The following is a 15,788-nucleotide window of genomic DNA, read 5'->3' on the forward strand; positions in this document are numbered from 1 at the left end:
GGCTGCCGGACCCTTCGGTTTTCGTAGCGGGGACAGGATTTGAACCTGCGACCTCTGGGTTATGAGCCCAGCGAGCTACCGAGCTGCTCCACCCCGCGTCGGTTCCACCACTGTACACAACAGTACGGGCGGGGGCGGAATCCCTGTTTCACGCATGCACCGCTCGACGGTGTTGCGCCGGCGGTGGACGTCGGGGTCGGCCTCAGGGTCGAAGGCCGACGTCCGGCCGGGTCAGCCGGTGGGCTCGGAGTGGCTCGCCTCCCGGATCGCGTCGGCGAGGGCCCGTACGTCCTGGTCCTCGGTGGCATCGGCCAGAGTGGCCGCTCGGGTGGCGAGGCGGGCGAGGCTCGGGGCGCCGGGGAGGGCGGGACCGTGGTCGGTGCCCGCGCGCAGGGCATCGGCGAAGTAGGCGACCACCGCTGTCACCTGGAAGCGCGGGCTCGCCTCCCAGACGGAGTCGTGCAGGGCACCGGCCTCCAGCGCGCCGGACTCCTCGTGCGGGGCGCGGGTGGTGGGGTCGAGCCAGCGGACGGTGGCGGTGGCGAGGTGGCCGTCGGCGCCGGGCCTGGTGTGTACCGCGTACAGGGCGGTCACGGTGTGGCCGGGGCCGACCTCGCCGCCGTCGACGCGGTCGTTGCGGAAGTCGTCGTCGCTGACCTTGCGGTCGTCGTAGCCGACGAGGTGGAACTCGGCGACGGTGTGCGGGTCGAAGGCGACTTGGGCCTTGGCATCGCGGGCGGTCAGCTCGATGTTCTGCGGGAGTTGCTCGCAGAAGACCCTGCGGGCCTCGTCGGCGCCGGAGACGTAGACGGTGTGGCCGTCGCCCTTGTCGGCGAGGCGTTCCATGAGGGCGTCGCCGTAGGTGCTGCCGACGCCGACGCCGAAGAGGGTGACGCCGTGCTCGCGCCGGGCGGAGCCGATGCGGCGCAGGATCGCGTCGGGGCTGGTCTCGCCGTCGTTGGCGAGTGCGTCGGAGACGAGGACGACCCGGTTGGTGGCGCCCTTGCGCAGGCCGTCGACGGCGGTGGCATAGCCGGTCTCGACACCCGCGGCGAGGTTGGTGGAGGACAGCGCGGCGAGGCCGTCGACGGCGTCGTGGACCGCACCACGATGGCCGCCGAGCCGGGTCATCGGCAGGACGGTCTCGGCGTGTTGGCTGAAGGTGACCACGGCCACCGAGTCGTCGTCGCGCAGCCGGTCCGTCATGGTGTTCAGGGACTGTTTGGCGAGGTCGAGGCGGCCGGGTTCGTCCATGGAGCCGGAGACGTCGATGACGAAGGTGAGCGCGGCCGGCGGGCGTTGCCGCGTGGGGTCGGCGGCCCGGGTGGCGAGGCCGACACGGACCAGGGACCAGTCCGGCCGGGCGGTGCGGGCGCCGTCGACGGTGACGGTGAAGCCGTTGCCCTCGGGCCGGCGGTAGTCCTGGCGGAAGCTGTTGACGAACTCCTCGGGACGGACGGTCGACGGGTCGGGCATGCGGCCGTCGGCGAGGGTGCGGCGGGCGTAGGTGTAGGAGGCGGTGTCGACATCCAGAGCGAAGGTGGACAGGTGGTCGTCCGACGGCGCCGACTCATAGCCCTGATCGCCGCGCGCGGGTGCGGGACCGGGGGCGGGCAGACCCTTGTGGTCGGCGCTGTTGCTCCCGCCCTCGGGCCCGCTCGCAGCGCAGGCCGTCAGGAGCAGGCCGCCCGCCGCCGTGAGGGCGAGCAGTGCTGCGCGGGCGCGCCGTGATCGATGTGTCCGGTACCGCTCCATCTCGTGTTCCCCCTGCGCCGGTTGATGTCGCCTTGCGCGACCTCTGCCGACTGTGACGGCGCAAGGGGCTGGAACGTGCGGCCCGGTGAGTTGCGGATGGATTTCGAACCGGCCACGACGGCGGCCTGTCGAGACCAGCGAGTGACCTTCTGGTGACCCGGAAACCATGTCCGTGCGAGCAAAACCCCCGCAAGGCCAGGGCGAACAACACGAGCGCGCACGTTAGGGAAACCCTGCTGCAGATCTCTCCGGGGAGCGGCCGGAGGCCATCCGATGGAACGACTGGAAATACCCGGATAGGATCCTTTTGTGCCGTCATGCTGAGGTGCGTCATGCGAGGAGGCTCGGACGGGCATGGCAGATCCTGAACGTACGGACCCCGCGCACACAGACCCGCGGCGCATCGACGTCCACCAGCACGTGATCCCGCCTGACCGCGGCCGCGCCATCGCCGCCCGCGCCGCGGCCGTCAGGTGGCCCGCACCCGCGTGGGACGAGCAGAGCGCGATCGCCATGATGGACCGGCGCTCGATCGCCACCGGCGTGCTGTCGTACGCTGCGCCGCTCGCCGGCCCGCACGACGTCGGCGGAGCGCGCGTGGTGGCCCGTAGCGTCAACGAGTACACGGCTGAGCTGGTCAAGAACCGGCCGGACCGCTTCGGCCACTTCGCTGTCCTCCCGCTGCCCGACGTGGACGGCGCGCTCGCCGAGGCAGCACACGCCCTGGACGAACTGCACGCCGACGGCGTCATGGTCCTGTCCAACGCTCACGGCCGCTATCTCGGCGACCCGGCGTTCGAGCCGCTGTGGGCCGAACTCGACGCCCGGTCCGCCGTCGTCCTCGTCCACCCGACCGCACCCCCGGGCACCCCCGTCCCGGAGGTACCCCCTCCGCTTGCGGACTTCCCCTACGACACAACCCGCGCCGCCCTGCACATGACCGTGCGGGGCGTTCCACGCCGGTATCCCCGGATAAAGGTGATCCTCCCCCACGCAGGCGGCTTCCTGCCGTACGCCGTCCACCGCTTCGCCCTCGCCGCCCACCTCCCCGGCGGCGCGTCCGCCGACGACCCGGGCGGGACCCCCGAGGACTTCGTCACCGACCTGCGGCGCTTCTACTTCGACACCGCCTTCTCCACCGGTCCCGCGAGCCTGCCCTCCCTGCTCGCCTTCGCCGCACCCGAGCACATCCTGTACGGCAGCGACTTCCCCATGCTCCCGGAGGACTGGAGCACCGGCTTCGACACCGCGCTGGACGAGTATCCGCACTGGGAGCCAGGCCGGCTGCACGCCGTCAACCGCGGCAACGCCGAACTCCTCGTCCCACGGCTCGCGCATGCAATCCGGCCATCCCGTCGCGCTGGACCTACCGCCCATGGCGGCTGATCCCCAGGGACGTTCATGCTCTGGGCCTCAGTGATGCCACGCCCGGCGCCACGGCTGCCGCCCCGGTCCGCTCAGCTCGGGCCCGCCGGAGGGGCGGCCGCACGGTTGGCCTCGACTGCGCGGCGACGCTGGACGCGGGCCACCTCGATCGGGGCCGGCTGATCGATGGCAGCACGGCCTCTGCCGGGCACCGTGCAGGCGGCGGATCCAGTTGCGGCGCCGCCATCTACAGCAGCTCGTAAGTGACTTGGACCTCACCTTGCGTCGGCCTTGTGCGGCGGCTGCCCGAGTAGTGAGCCTCGCCACGCCTGTCCGGGTCACAGGAAAGCCACAGCGATCACATGCCTACCTCGCAGCACGCATAATGCTTCCTGAACACCAGCCACCACAGGGGGAATCATGAGAACCCGCACAGCTGCCTGTACCGTCCTGCTCGCCCTCGCCGCGTCCCTCACTGCCTGCAGCAGCGGCGGCGACTCCGAGGCCGACCCCGCTGCTTGCAAGACGGCGATGGAGAAGCAGTTCAAGGACGTAGCGGCCGGCGGCGACAAGGCCAAGTCCCAAGACCGCCCCGACGCGTGCAAGGGCGTGGACGACAAGACCGTCCAGAAGTTCGCCACGGAGATCATGCAGAAGCAGATCGAGGACGCCTCCAAGGGCCTGAAGGACCTCGAGACCGCCCAGCCCTGAGGAGGCGCGCCCGCGGTCGGCAACCCGCGCAACGGGCGCCTCTACCGCCGCCCCTCGACGGGACTTGGCCTACCTGAACAAGGCCGTCTACGACGCCACTTCCTGACGCGGGGGGCGTTGCGCGCCATTCCAGGGGCAGCGCGTTCGGGCCGCGGTCCCGGCGCAGTCCGCGACCGCCTCGACCACGCACGCCACGGCCGAGCAGGCAACCCTTCGGCCGACGGGAACGTCGACCGGTCGTGCCTGCTCGGCCCGGCGTCCGCGCCGGTGGACGGGCCACGCCGAGCTCAGCGAGCCGGCGTGCTGTCTGCGGTGGCCACCCCGGCGGCGTCCGGCACGGGGGTGACGACCAGCTCGATCACCTCCTCCGCGGCCAGCATGCCGCTCAGGTGGTAGTCGCCCAGGCGGGCGATCGCCGGTCCGGGGTCCGCCGCGGCGTCCTCGGCACGGGCGGCCTGCCGCAGCAGGTCGTGCATCCGGTACCGGCCCGCCGCCGGCTCCTGCAGCAGATGGACGTCGACCAGGTCCTCCAGCAGGGAACGGGCGTTGGCCGGCGGGATACCGGCCAGGGCCGCCGCACCGTACGCGTCGATGTCCTCGCCTGGCATCAGCCCCAGCAGTCCGAACATCCGCCGCTGGGCGGAGTCGAGCTGCCGCAGCGACATCTCGAACACGTCCGACACCGCCAACTCGCCCTCGCGCAGCCGATCCACCAGGGTGTCGAGCGTCCACGCGGGCCGGTGCCGCAGTCGCGCGGCGGCCACCCGGACGGCCAGCGGCAGGTTCCCGCATCGACGCAGCACCTCACCGACATCACCAGGACGAGCCCCGCCCGCCGATTCGACGAACAGCTCCGCCGCCTCCTGGGTCGGCAGGACGTCCAGCGAGATCGGCTGGACGCCGTCCAGCTCCACCATCCGCCGGCGGCTGGTGATCACGACGAAGCACTTTCCGGCGCCGGGGAGCAGATCGCGCACGTGATCGGCGTCGGCGGCGTTGTCCAGCAGCACGATCGCGCGCCGCGCCGCCAGCTCCGACCGCCAGAGCGCGGCCCGCTCGGGAATCCTGCCGGGCGGCACCCCGAGCGCGGCCAGCAGCACACGCAGCGCCTCCGCGGGCTCGACCGGCTCCCGGCCCGGAGTGAAGCCGTGCAGGTCCAGGTAGAGCTGGCCACCGGGGAAGTCGGCGGTCAGCAGATGCGCGCCGTGTACGGCCAGCGCGGTCTTACCCACCCCGCCCAGGCCGTCGATCGCCACCATCGTCGTGTTCCGCGCGGCGCCGAGGAGGGCGGTCAGCGCCTCCCGGCGCCCGGTGAAGGAGGTGATGTCGTGCGGCAGGTCGTTGCGCACCGGCGCAGTGGCGGCGGTGCTCGTCCGGGGCCCTTCCTTGGCCCGCTCCCACACCTCACGCATCGCCCTGGGGTCACGACCGGCTGCCTTGCACAGCGCAACCACCGTCGGCCAGGGTGGAACGGCTTGACCGGAGAAGTAGCGCCACAGCGAGGAACTGCTGCCGCGGACGTCACGGGCCAGCTCCCGCAGGCTTCGTCCGGTCAGGTCACGCAGCTGCCGTAGCTGCCCTGCCAACTCGTCATGCACGCCTGCCAGCCCCCTCCAGCGTCACATGGTGATCTTGGATGGAGTGAAGCGGGGTCAGTTTCGTTTGGATCAGCGGCCGTTGATGCGGGTGTGCCGTCAACCGCTGTGCATTGGGCGTGAATTGAGCCGTTGCTCCCTGACCACGGGCACGCGGGAACGTGTCTTTACCGCGCTGGTGGCTCAGGCCGACGTCGATGAGGAGCTTGCCCGGGCGGTGTCGGCGGGATCCACGATCGTGCGAGCTCACCGGCATGCGGCTGCCGAACGCCCCTGCCCTACACAGTCGCCGAGTCCCCGGCGGGTGTCGGCCGGGCGCTGCGGGCGGCTTGCTCGGGCTGCGCCGGCGGCACGGTCTGAAGGTGCTGGGCGGCCTCGGCGGCGGTGTAGGAGGAGGCGAAGGTGAACGCGCGCGGGGACGGCCCGTGGGCCCGCAGGTCCGCCAGCCGCTCCAGGGCCTCGCCGACGGTCGGGAGGTGACCGGCGGGGACCCACCAGAGCACCAGATGCGCCTCGACGTGCCGTTCGAACCATTCGCGGCGCCGCCGCATCACCTCCAAATGCCCGCTGCGGTAGGTGAAGTCCCACAGAGCCTCCTGGGTCTCCCACACCGACATGTTGACGATGACGTCCTCGCCCGCCGGGCGCAGGCCGGTGGCGTCGGCCGCTCCCTCCTCCACGAGCCGCCACACGAAGCCGGGTGCTCCGTCGGCAGCGGCGTTGACCGGATCGAGCATCTCGACGAACGGCGCCATGCGTGGGTCGTCGAAGGGGAGGCGGAGGGTGACGACATTGAGCTCGGCAAGGTGGGCGGCATGCACGGATGCGGTCATGGCCTTATCCCAGCACGGCCCACTTTTCTATGTCAATCACCATTGTTTTTAGAAGTCTCGATCACCACGCAGCACTCCCCCGGCCGGGCGTCCATGCGAGCGCGCACGGGACCGTCCGCGCCGAGCAGCCCCTCCAGCAGCGCGAGATTCATGCCGCAGACGAGCGGCGGATAGCGTTCGGCGACGGCGTGAAACGGGCAGTTGCGCATACGGACCACCCGCGCGACTTCCCCGGACGTCCCCTCGGCCGCCTCAGCGCCCTGGACACCCTCGGCGCCTTCCAGATACGGCTCGTAACCGCGGGTGGCCAGCAGCTTCATGGCCTCTTCCAGGCCGGCACAGGGCGCAGCCGAGCCGCGCAGGGCCTCACCCCGGCGGCGCGCGGCCGCACAGAGCCCGGTGTCCAGCCCCGCCTGCTCGGCGGCCTCGGCGAGCAGTTCGGCGGCGGTGCGGTAGTCGCGGGCGGGCAGCGACACCGACCGCTCGGCCCGCGCCCGTGTGTACACCTTGGCAGGACGGCCCGCCCCCGGCCCCGAGCGGCCCGTCAGACGGCGGCTGCCGCTTTCCAGCAGCCCGGCCTCAGCCAGCCTGTCCAGATGGTGCGCAGCGAGCGTGCGCGCCACCCCGGTCGCCTCGGCGGCCTCGTTGCGGCCGACCTCACGGCCCTGTGCCGCCACGTACTCATACAGGCGGCGCCGCACCGGATCCTGCAACACCGCGATCGCGTCGATGTCCTCCACCCGGCCATTCTAGGAACGACACAGGTTGGAGACAGAAAGGCGGGTTCGCCCCGGCTGGTGCGCCCTGAAGAACATGCCCAGCCGGTCAGCCGCAGACTCCAACCCATCCCGGACGAGCGCGCTCTTCATCGGACTGGCGGCCGGGGACATCCCACCCCTGTGACGTCAGTCCCGCCTTCGTCCCCGCGCTGACGTCGACGAGCGCGGCCGCATCAAAAACGCCGCGCGGTCAGAAGAGCGGGCCGTACCCTCGTGAGCAGGGGGCGGGAACATGGACAAGTCACTCCTGGACCGGTTGTGGGCCCGGATTCGCGCATTCGAGGACAGGGGCCGCACCCGGGCGGTGCTGAGCCGCTCGGCAACACGTGATCTCGGACAGGCGGTTCGCCTGCTCGAAGGCGATGACGAGCCCGGATGGGCAGCCGTCGCCTGGCTCTACTGGGTTCGCTACCTCGCCGCCTGGCCGGACGGCGACCCGGCTGAACTGGACACCGCGGTCAGCCGCTTCTCGGCGATCCGGGACCGGCCCGGCGTCGAGGTTCCGGAACTGCTCGTCGGGATCCTGGACCAGATCGACGCCCCGGTAGAGGGCGCGTTCGATGACAACGGGTCGGCCGAGATCCTGTTCACGCTGTCCGGCCTGGCTTACGAGCGCTATCTCGACAAAGACAAGCAGGCCGACCTGGAGTGGGCAGTGGCGACGGCCAGGGCCACGGCCGTCACCCTGTCCCCCGGACAGCCTCGCCGCCTGGCCGCCCTCAACACCTGGGGAGGGTGGCTGCTGGAGCTCGCGGCCCTTCCCGACGGCACCTTGGGTCAGTGTCGCGAAGCGCGTGACGCCCTGGCCGCCGGGCTCGCCGAGTGTCCGCTCGGCCTCACTGAACGGCCCCTGCTCCTGCGACCGTACATCGGGGCGCTGCTGCGCATCGCGGAGGCCGACAGCGACGACGCCGACGTCATCGCGCTCGCGCACGCCCTGCGCGACGCCGCCGCGGAGCTTGCCGTAGCCGTGTCCGACGAATCGCTGCCGGACGCTTTCGGCCAGGCGCAGGCTGAGGCGTTGTGGTCGGACCTGGTGGAACTGTCCGTTGCGATTCATGGCCGGTTCGCGTCCGCCGCGCCAGAACGGCCCAACAATCCGGCGAACGGCGCCTCTGCATCCATCGGAGCCGCCGGAGCGGAACCCACCGAGCGCTCGCTCGTCCTCGACTCGATGCTGGCCTGCGTCCTGCCGCCCGGCGACCCCCGCAGAGCTGTTGCCCTCCTGCAGCTGGCCGGTTCACAGGCGGTGCGCGCCGACCTCGACGGCGACAACGACGGCCTCGACCGGGCCGCCGCGCTGTTCCGCGAGGTGGCGGACGCCGCGGCCGAGCCGGATGCCCTCGGCGGACAGCAGATACTCCCCCTCGCGCTGTCCCAGCTCAGCACGCTCCATCTGCGGCGCTGGGGCGTGCACCAGCAGCGCCCGGACCTCGACCGGGCGGTGGTGTTGAGCCGGCAGGCACTCGGCCTTGCCACCGCGGACGATCCGAGCATCCCGCTGTACCGGACCAGTCTCGCTGCCGCCCTCCTCGACCGCCATGAGACCGACGCCGATGCCGGCGACCTCACCGCCGCGGCGGCGGTACTCCAATCCGGCTTCGACCTCGGGCAGTTCCCCGAACCCGCCGTCGGCCGAGGCAGCAGAACACCGGTTCCTGGCCAAGACGCCCCCACCGCCCGCGCGCACAGCCTGCTCGGCACCGTACACAGCAGGATCTACGACGCCACCGGTGATGTCGCCGACCTGGACCGGGCCATTGCCTGCCACCGCCGTGCGACCGTACTCGCCGAAAACGGGCCGATGTCCCACGTGGACGGCTCCCACGACTGGTGGGGCGTTCTCGCCACGGCGCTGCGGCTGCGATTCGAGCGGCTCGCTCGTGTCGAGGACATCGACGAGGCGATCGACGCCGCGCAGACGGCCCTGGCGCGTACCCCGGCCGACTCATTTGACCGTGCTGCCCACCTCGGCACCTACGCTGCCGCCCTCACCCGGCGTGCGGAGTGGACCGGAAACTTCACCGAACTCCAGCAGGCCATCACCGTCGCCCGCGAGGCTGTGGCATCCAAGCACAGCACTGATACGGCGCGCACCCATCTCAACGTAGTCCTCGGTACCGCATTCGAGCTGTCCGGTGACACGGCGCTGATCGACAAGGCCGTCGCCACCGCCCGTGAGGCCGTCGCGGCAGCCGCATCCCGGCCCATGGACACCACCGCCCTGGGCAATCTGGGTGCCACGCTCACCACGCGCTACCAACACCTGGGTGCCAAGGCCGATCTCGACGAAGCCGTCAAGGTGTTGCGACGCGCCGCCGAAACCGCGCCGTCCACCGCGCGAGACCTGACCAACCACCGGGTGAACCTCGGGCACGCCCTCGTCCTGCGCGCCGAGCTCACCGCCCCCAGGACGACCTCCGAACGTGACCTCGCGCTCAGCGACCTCGCCGAGGCCGTGGCACTGTTGCGCCTGGCCGGTGACGCACCTGGCACCCCCCTGACGGCACGCCCCTCCGTCCTGTCCAATCTCGCGCTCGCCCTCCATCACCGTTTCGTACTCCGCTACGCGGCCACCAGTCCGGCGGACCCCGACGCCGCCGCGACCGTGCGCACCGACCTCGACGCCGCCATCGACGCCTGGCGCGGCGCGCTCGCCCTCACCGGCCCCGCCCATCTGGCCCGTCGACGCCACCAGTCCAACCTGGCGGCCGCGCTCTTACAACGGCACAACCTCTCTGGTGAACACGCCGACCTCGACGAGGCCGCCGACCGGGCTTGCGCCGCAACCTCCGATGTCCCCGGCGACCACACCGACGCCATAGCGCTTCACACACTCGCCCAAGTCCTTGCAGAACGGCACGCGTTGAACCGTGACCCCGCGGACCTGGCCGCCGCACGCACCGCCGCGCGCACTGCCGCCGAGTCCGCCGCTTCGGCGGTCACCGTGCGGCTTCGGGGCGCGATGCTCGCAGCCGAGCTGGCCCGGACCGCGGGAGACACCGATGCGGCACTCGATGCCCTCGCCGCCGGCGTCGAGCTGCTGCCGCTGCTCGCCTGGCGCGGGCTGGAGCGTACCGACCAGGAACGTCGTCTTGCCGACCTCGCCCATCTGGCCACCGACGCAGCTGCGACGGCCCTGGACCTCGGCGACGCCGACCGCGCCCTCGCCCTCCTCGAACAGGGCCGGACCGTGCTGTGGGCTCAGCTGCTGGACTTGCGCACCGATGTGACCCTGCTACGCGAACGCCACCCGGTACTCGCGGCCCGCCTGGATGCCGTCCGTGCCGCCTTGGACCACTCCGACAGCAGCCGAACCACCCCCAGCGTGGGCCGAATGGAGCTGGCCGGCACCTGGGACCAGCTGGTTGCGGAGGTCCGCGGCCTGGACGGATTCACAACGTTTCTACGGCCACAACCCCCGCGCGCCGAAGACGCCGCCGCCGCTGGGCCGGTCGTCGTGATCAACGTCAGCCGACTGCGCTGCGATGCGCTCATCCTCACCCGCCACGGAACCGATCTGCTACCGCTGCCTGTGCTGACGGCGGGTGAGGTATCCGCCCGCACGGGAGCGTTCCTGGCCGCAGTACGCGACCGTGACCCCGGCCTGGCCGGCACCATCACCGCGAACGCAGTCCTCACCGACACCCTGGCCTGGCTCTGGCACACCGTCGCCGGGCCGGTCCTGGACCGTATCGGCACAGTCGACCGCATCTGGTGGTGTCCCACCGGTCCGCTCGCCCTGCTCCCCCTCCACGCTGCGGGCGAACCGGGCCGTCCCGGCGTTCACGACCTGGCCGTCTCCTCCTACACCCCGACGATCAGCGGTCTGCAGCGCGCCCGTACGGCGGCACCCGCCGACGCACCGGCGGAACGTGCCGACAGCCGCATGCTGATCGTGGCGCCGGCCGGAATCCCGGGCGTGCCCGACCTGCAGGTCGCGGGTGAGATCGACGCGCTCACCGCCCTCCTGCCCGGTCGGTGCACGATACGCGAAGGCGCAGCAGCCACCCGGGACCGCGTCCGGACCGATCTGCCCCGGCACCGCTGGGCGCACTTCGCCTGCCACGGCATCGCCCGCCCCACTGACCCTTCCGCCTCGGCACTCCTGCTCGCCGACGAGCCGCTGACCGTTGTGGACATCGCCGGCCTCAACCTCGGCGGAAGCGAGCTGGCGTACCTCTCCGCATGTGACACCGCAAGCGGCGGCACGGCCCTGCCGGACGAGGCGATCCACCCGGCGGCGGCCCTCCATCTCGCCGGATTCCGGCACGTGCTGGCCACGCTCTGGACAGTCAGCGACGCGCTGGCGGCTCCGCTCGCCGCCGCCGTCTACGGTGCACTCGCACCCTCCGTCTCTCCGCCGCACACTCCTCCCGCGCTCGCCACCGAGGATTCGGCCCGGGCACTGCATGCCGCCGTACGTGCCCTGCGCGAAGACGGCAACGCGCATCTGCCCATCCTGTGGGCGCCTTACCTTCACGTCGGCCCGTGACACCCGTCCCAGCGACCCCGCAAAGGAGCCGGTCATCATCGTGCCATCGCCCTACGAGCACCTGCTCGATCGAAGAGCCCGGCAAGAGACCGCCGGTACAGCCGGCGACGACATCCTCCACCTGATGCCGGACACGACGGTCACCGACGCGGCCCGGATCCTGGAGACCGTCTACCGTGCCGAACCCGCCCTGGACCGCGTGGACATCGTCCTCGGCAACACCACGATCGGGGTCGCCACTCGAGACCATCTCAACCGCCTGGGACTGACGCCCGTGCGCGCCCTCGGCGACGGGGACGCGGCCACGCTGCCTGGAGAGTCCACCCGGTACGTCGTCCTCCGCTTCCGGTGCACCACCTGTTCAACGACCGTACGCCGCCTCCACCTCGATCCGAGAGAGCCGCCGGCCTGCCCGCGCGGACACGGCGAGCTGGAACGCCTGGGATGAGCATCAACCAGCTCGCCCAGCCACAGGTCACCGCCACTTCGGCCAGATTCCTGCTGATCGGATATCTGCCGACCTACGGTGCCGCGCTGTATCTGCTCACCCTTGTCTGGGCCGATACCCCCGAGGGCCGTCCGCACTGGGCAGCGGCCTGGAAGACTGCGGAACAACTCACCGCAGGCGAACTCGTCCTGCTCGCAGTGACCATCACCATCGTCGCTGTGCTGCTCCAACCCCTGCAGCTCGCTCTGGTCCGGCTCCTGGAAGGACAGTGGCCGCAGCCCCTGCGTCCACTCGCCGACGCGGGCCGCGCCCGGCAGACCAGGGCACGCGACAAGCTCCGCCTCATCGAACGGCGGGCGGAAGACGCCGCAACCGACCCCGGCCCGCAGGACGTCCAGGCCGCAGGTGCCGCAGGTGCTCGTCTACGGCGCCGTTTCCCGGCCTCGGGCCCGGTACGCGCCACAGCCCTCGGCAACGCCCTGGCCGCCGCCGAGGAGCGAGCAGGCGCGGTGTACGGCTGGGACGCCGTAGTCGCATGGCCCCGGCTGCACCCGCTGCTCAGCGATCAGGTCCGGGCCGTCGTCAACGACCGCCGTGACCTGCTCGATGCCACCGCGCGGCTTTCTGTCACATCCGCCGCGACCGCTCTGGTGTCGATCGCCCTGGTGGCCCGTTCAGGGCCCTGGCTACTGCTGGTCCTGGCCCCGTTCGTGGTCTCCCGCATCGCGTACCACGGCGCGGTGCACGCTGCCCAGGCCTTCGGAGACAGCCTTGATACGGCCTTCGACCTGCACCGCTTCGATCTGCTCGAAGCCCTCCACCTCCCGCTGCCCGACACCCCGGCCGGCGAACGTGCTCTCGCGGCCGAACTGTCCTTGATGTGGCGGCAGGGTGTGCCTTCGGACCGACCGTACCGCCATGGCAGCGCATGAAGGGCCCAGGTGACTGCGGTGGGTCGCGCACCTGGTGACGTCAACCTGTCGCGGTACCGCGGAAGTTGCAGGAACCGTCCGGGTACGGCGCAAGGCGTGCCCGAACATCAAACCGGGACGGGACGACGTGGCTCCGGCCCGCCCGTAACTTCGTGGTGAAGCAGCACACCGGAGCCGGCCGACCACCGGCACCGGAGGCCACGGGCCTACTGGGGACCCAACGGGGGGACCCGGCGCGTGGCCGGAAGGGACTGACATGTCTTTGCGCACGAAGGCCATCACGCTGGCGGTTGCCGCAGGCATCAGCGGCGGGATCGTGCTCTCGGCCTCCCCGGCTCTGGCGAGCCCGAGCGGAGGTGTGGTCCATGGGACCGGGGACTTCAGGGACGACTGGAACGACGAGTACGTGGATGCGTCGCACAACGCCCACAGCAACGTGGCCGCGATGTGGCAGGCCATCCTGTGGGCCGACAAGAAGCTCTCGTACGACGGGATCGACTGCCGGTTCGGGCCGGGCACGGTGGCGGCCACCAAGAGCTGGCAGACGACGTACCACGTACCGGGTGACCATGACGGAAAGGTCGGCAAGAACACCTTCGGCAGGGCATCCGACTTCCTCAGCGGCAGCGCCGGCTCGAGCAACCAGATCAAGTACACCGGCGAGGACGGGCGCTATGTGACCTTCAAGCGCACCGACAACGGCCGCTGGGGCATGTACCTCGGCAACGACCTCAAGACGCTCTGGTACAACAACGCCACGTTCAACGCCTGCAGCTGACGGGGGAGAACGACGGTGGCCCGTCCTCCCCGGGGGAGGGAGGACGGGCCACCGTCACGCCCGAAGCCGGGCCGAGTGCGGGTGACACCGACCCTGTGCGCGAGCAAGAACAAGAGGCCGTTACGAGCTGGTGCGGCCCGGCGTCACCAGTCCCGACTCGTAGGCCACCACGACGGCCTGGGCGCGGCTGTCCAGCTCCAGCTTCGCCATCGTCCGATTGAGGTGGGTCTTGACGGTGGCCTCGCTGATGAAGAGCTGGTCTGCGATCTCGGCGTTGGTGAGGCCGTTGGCGATCAGGCGCAGTACCTCGACCTCGCGGGTGGTCAGTGCTGCAAGGTCGGTCGGCGGTTCGGCGACCTGGGCCGCTCCGGCCTGCTGTGCAAAGGCTTCTACCAGGCGTCGGGTGACCGTTGGGGCGAACAGCGCGTCGCCGCCGCTGATCGCGGCCACGGCGGCGAGCAGCCGTTCGGGGCCTGAGTCCTTGAGGAGGAATCCGGAGGCGCCGGCCCGCAGCGCCCCGTAGACGTACTCGTCGAGGTCGAAGGTGGTCAGCACCAGGATGCGCGGAGGGGGTGCGGGGGCGTCGGCGAGGATCTGACGGGTGGCCTGGATGCCATCCGTGCCCGGCATCCGGATGTCCATGAGGATCACGTCGGGCCGGGTCCGCTGCGCGAGGAGCACTGCCTCGGCGCCGTCGCTGGCCTCGCCGACCACGTCGAATCCGGGTGCGGCACGCAGCAGCCCGACGAGGCCTGCGCGGATGAGGAACTGGTCGTCGACGACGAGCACAGTTGTCATTGCGTGGTGTTGTCCCCCCGTGCCGCGGCCCGCGCCGACGTCGGCAGGGAAAGCCGTACAGCAAACCCTCCGTCCTTCAGCGGGCCGATGTTGATCGTCCCTCCATAGAGCTTGGCGCGCTCGCGCATGCCCATCAAGCCATGGCCGCTGCTGGACCGAACTCTGGCCTGAATGGTCCCCTGCCCCTTGCCGTTACTGACCGAGACCTCGATGTGGTGGGCGTGGTAGGCGAGTCGGATCCGGGCGGTCGCCCCGCCGGCGTGCTTGAGCACGTTGGTCAGCGCTTCCTGCACGACGCGATAGGCGCAGAGTTCTGTGCCGGGTGCCAGGGGGCGCGGGATGCCTTCGATGTGGAGGTCGACCTGGACTCCGCCGGCTCTGACCCGGTCGACCATCTCGTCGAGGCGGGCAAGTCCCGGCATCGGCGCGTGCGAGGTCACCGATTCGTCCGCGACGGACGTTTCGGCCCCGGTGCTTTCCTCGCTGCGCAGCACCCTCAGCATCCGGCGTAGTTCCTCCAACGCCTCGCTGCTGGTGGCGGAGATGGTGCCGAGTGCGCTGTGCGCGGTGGCCGGGTCGGAGGTGAAGACGAACTTCGCGAGCCCCGCCTGGACCGATATCACCGACATGTGGTGAGCGACCACATCGTGCAGCTCACGCGCGATCCGTCCGCGTTCCTCGGCCACTTCGCGCCGGGCCCGTTCCTCGTTCTCGCGCCGCAGCTGCCGAGTGAGCTCACCGGAGCGGCGGGCGAGGACGCCGAAGCGCAGCAGCACGAGGGCGAAGCCCACGGCCTGACCGACGACGGACGGCATGGACGCGTGCGGACTGAGCAGGCCCGCGTAGATCCACACCGTGCTCATCAGCGCCGTGCAGGCGGCAGCGATGCGCAGCGGACGGAGCGAGGCGACGGTGTAGACCGCCAGCATCGGCCCGAAGGAGTTCACGACCGGCCAGTAGCCGACGGTGACGTAGCCGATCCAGGCCGCATGGACGACGAGGCAGACGGCGACGGGGGCGCGCGTGCGCAGCAGTAGCGGCAGGTTGACCAGCCCCACCAGGCCGTAGGCCACGGGGTCGAGCTGGGGCCAACCCTGATCGACAGCCTCTTGCCCGATCAGTAACGCCACGCCGGTCGGTGCGGCGGCGACGAGCGCGTCAGCGGCCAGTGGGCGAATCCGCATCGCCGCAGCGTAGCCCGGCGTCACGGACGGTGCGTCAACCTTTCGCGGTACCGCAGAAGATGCAGGAGCCGTCGGCGTACGCCGGTGGGTGGGCAGCGGTGTCCAGAATCCACCC

General features: G+C 71.0%; 12 protein-coding genes and 1 tRNA gene. 6 read left to right on the forward strand and 7 right to left on the reverse strand.

All coding sequences use genetic code 11. From position 1 onward, the window contains the following. Positions 1 to 24 precede the first annotated feature (24 nt). Positions 25 to 98: transfer RNA gene (locus ABZ471_RS37145), tRNA-Met, on the reverse strand. 133 nt (positions 99 to 231) lie between these two features. Next, positions 232 to 1,755, reverse strand: a complete 1,524-nt coding sequence (locus ABZ471_RS37150; RefSeq protein WP_359072864.1) for a von Willebrand factor type A domain-containing protein — start codon at positions 1,753 to 1,755, stop codon at positions 232 to 234. 354 nt (positions 1,756 to 2,109) lie between these two features. Here ABZ471_RS37150 and ABZ471_RS37155 point away from each other — a divergent pair, with 354 nt between their 5' ends. Continuing rightward, on the forward strand, positions 2,110 to 3,141 hold the full coding sequence (locus ABZ471_RS37155) for an amidohydrolase family protein (protein ID WP_359072865.1): 1,032 nt from the start codon (positions 2,110 to 2,112) through the stop codon (positions 3,139 to 3,141). Positions 3,142 to 3,540: 399 nt separating this feature from the next. Further along, positions 3,541 to 3,831, forward strand: coding sequence for a hypothetical protein (locus ABZ471_RS37160; protein ID WP_359072866.1), 291 nt, complete (start codon positions 3,541 to 3,543; stop codon positions 3,829 to 3,831). Positions 3,832 to 4,118: 287 nt separating this feature from the next. Here the strand turns inward: ABZ471_RS37160 and ABZ471_RS37165 are convergent, their stop codons facing one another. From ABZ471_RS37165 to ABZ471_RS37175, 3 genes are all read right to left on the reverse strand, one after another. After that, positions 4,119 to 5,429 (reverse strand): helix-turn-helix domain-containing protein, encoded by a 1,311-nt coding sequence (locus tag ABZ471_RS37165; protein WP_359072868.1) that lies wholly within the window; start codon positions 5,427 to 5,429, stop codon positions 4,119 to 4,121. A 275-nt stretch (positions 5,430 to 5,704) separates the two neighbouring features. Beyond that, positions 5,705 to 6,259 (reverse strand): DUF3291 domain-containing protein, encoded by a 555-nt coding sequence (locus ABZ471_RS37170; protein WP_359072870.1) that lies wholly within the window; start codon positions 6,257 to 6,259, stop codon positions 5,705 to 5,707. A gap of 32 nt (positions 6,260 to 6,291) precedes the next feature. Beyond that, entirely contained in the window at positions 6,292 to 6,999 is a 708-nt protein-coding gene (locus ABZ471_RS37175; RefSeq protein WP_359072871.1) for a helix-turn-helix domain-containing protein, read from the reverse strand. Between the two features lie 271 nt (positions 7,000 to 7,270). Between ABZ471_RS37175 and ABZ471_RS37180 the strand changes: the two genes are divergently transcribed. The 4 genes from ABZ471_RS37180 (at position 7,271) to ABZ471_RS37195 (ending at position 13,691) form a co-directional block, all read left to right on the forward strand. Further along, positions 7,271 to 11,533 (forward strand): CHAT domain-containing protein, encoded by a 4,263-nt coding sequence (locus tag ABZ471_RS37180; protein ID WP_359072872.1) that lies wholly within the window; start codon positions 7,271 to 7,273, stop codon positions 11,531 to 11,533. 40 nt (positions 11,534 to 11,573) lie between these two features. Continuing rightward, the gene (locus ABZ471_RS37185) at positions 11,574 to 11,981 is read left to right on the forward strand and encodes a hypothetical protein (protein ID WP_359072873.1); all 408 of its coding nucleotides are present in this window, start codon (positions 11,574 to 11,576) and stop codon (positions 11,979 to 11,981) included. Further along, positions 11,978 to 12,913, forward strand: coding sequence for a hypothetical protein (locus ABZ471_RS37190; RefSeq protein ID WP_359072874.1), 936 nt, complete (start codon positions 11,978 to 11,980; stop codon positions 12,911 to 12,913). The genes ABZ471_RS37185 and ABZ471_RS37190 overlap by 4 nt, the downstream gene beginning before the upstream one ends. Positions 12,914 to 13,169: 256 nt before the next feature. After that, positions 13,170 to 13,691 (forward strand): peptidoglycan-binding protein, encoded by a 522-nt coding sequence (locus tag ABZ471_RS37195; protein WP_359072876.1) that lies wholly within the window; start codon positions 13,170 to 13,172, stop codon positions 13,689 to 13,691. A 120-nt stretch (positions 13,692 to 13,811) separates the two neighbouring features. Here the strand turns inward: ABZ471_RS37195 and ABZ471_RS37200 are convergent, their stop codons facing one another. Together ABZ471_RS37200 and ABZ471_RS37205 are read right to left on the reverse strand one after the other, a co-directional pair. Beyond that, positions 13,812 to 14,489: a response regulator transcription factor gene (locus ABZ471_RS37200; protein WP_359072878.1), complete on the reverse strand. Its 678-nt coding sequence runs from the start codon at positions 14,487 to 14,489 to the stop codon at positions 13,812 to 13,814. Further along, positions 14,486 to 15,673: a sensor histidine kinase gene (locus tag ABZ471_RS37205; protein ID WP_359072880.1), complete on the reverse strand. Its 1,188-nt coding sequence runs from the start codon at positions 15,671 to 15,673 to the stop codon at positions 14,486 to 14,488. Before ABZ471_RS37205 ends, ABZ471_RS37200 begins: the two co-directional genes overlap by 4 nt. Between the last annotated feature and the right edge of the window lie 115 nt (positions 15,674 to 15,788).

The sequence above is a fragment of the Streptomyces sp. NPDC005728 genome, assembly GCF_040630895.1.
In the GTDB taxonomy this organism is placed as follows: domain Bacteria; phylum Actinomycetota; class Actinomycetes; order Streptomycetales; family Streptomycetaceae; genus Streptomyces.